Below are 1,438 nucleotides of genomic sequence, written 5' to 3'. Positions count from 1 at the left end.
TCTTTTTGCTGTTCCCACTTTTCATTCACCATTAGTTTTCGATTGTTGCCTTCTTTGGCTTTTGTACATGATAAACGGAATGGGCATCCCGAACAGTCTTCGCACTCATATATTTTGAACTTCCGTTCAAAGCCTGTACGGTCAGTGCGGATAGAATGATATTGAAACTCAAGACGTTTATGATTAGGGCATGTATATGTATCTGTTTCTTCATCATACTGCCAATTGTCAGGGTTAAATATGTTTTGTTTAAACTTTTTGTTTTGTTCCTTCAAATACAGGTTATAAGTGATAAGCGCTTCTCGTTTTCTATTGGAAAGGATATCATTATAGTTTTGTTCACTACCATAACCTGCATCTGCGACAATGTGTTTCGGTAACTCGAAATAATGCTGCTCGATTTCATCTAGAAATGGAATTAACGTACGTGTATCTGTTGGATTAGAAAACAAACTATAAGCAAGAGTGTATTGACCTTCCGTTGCGATTTGTACATTGTAACCAGCTTTCAACTGTCCATTTCTCATATAATCTTCTTTCATTCGCATAAATGTCGCATCAGGATCCGTTTTAGAATAGCTATTACGTGTGCCAAAGATTTCTAAGTCTTCTTGGTATTTCTGTTTACGTAAGACAAAATCAATCAATTGCTTACGTACTTGTTTCGGATATTTGCGTTCGCTTCTTAAAGCTTTTCGTTCTGAAACATCTGATGTAGCTTCAATTTGTTTATCATACTCGGTTACGACTTCGTCTACTTTTTGAACCAATTGAGTGAGCTCTTCCAACGATAACTGTTCGGTGTTTTCGCGTTCAATTTCAGGTATGATTTCGTTCTTAAGTAGCTCGTTGTATAGCTGGTTTGACTTTTCAATTAAGCTTTCACTATATTTCTCAATGGATTTCTTCCAAACGAACGTAAATTTATTCGCATTCGCTTCAATCTTTGTACCATCAATAAAAATAGCTTCTTGATCAATAAGTTTTTCTTCAACTAATTGGCAACGGAATTGGACGAAACATTTGCGAATTAAATCTTTCACTTCTGATTGAACACGGAATCGGTTGATTGTGCGGTAGCTTGGTTCATACCCTTGAGCTAACCACATCATACGGATACTATCTTTTAATAGGGCTTCAATTTTGCGTCCAGAGAAGACAGATTGCGAGTAGGCACACAAGATAATTTTAAGCATCATGCGTGGATGATAAGCAGGACAACCCTCATTTCGAAGAAATGGTTCGAATGCTTCTTGCGGGATACTTTCAACTAAATGATGGACATGGAAGGCAATATCATTATTTTGTAATTTTACTTCTAAATCTAAAGGCAAAATTAATTGATTCATGTTATAATCTTTAAACATAAGGACACTTCTTTCTGTTTGGATTTTGTGTGGTAACTTAATTTTAACAAAGAATGTCCTTATTTTTTATT

The 1,438-nt window shown here is 35.5% G+C and carries 1 protein-coding gene; it reads right to left on the bottom strand.

Going from position 1 to position 1,438, the window contains the following annotated elements:
• Positions 1–1,367, bottom strand: a 1,367-nt coding sequence (locus tag ACR65M_RS26860; RefSeq protein WP_440274937.1) for an IS1182 family transposase, incomplete at its 3' end; no start/stop codon positions are given.
• Positions 1,368–1,438 lie beyond the last annotated feature (71 nt).

Source organism: Ferdinandcohnia sp. SAFN-114 (assembly GCF_059415045.1).
This window is presented reverse-complemented; position numbering and strand designations above follow the sequence as displayed.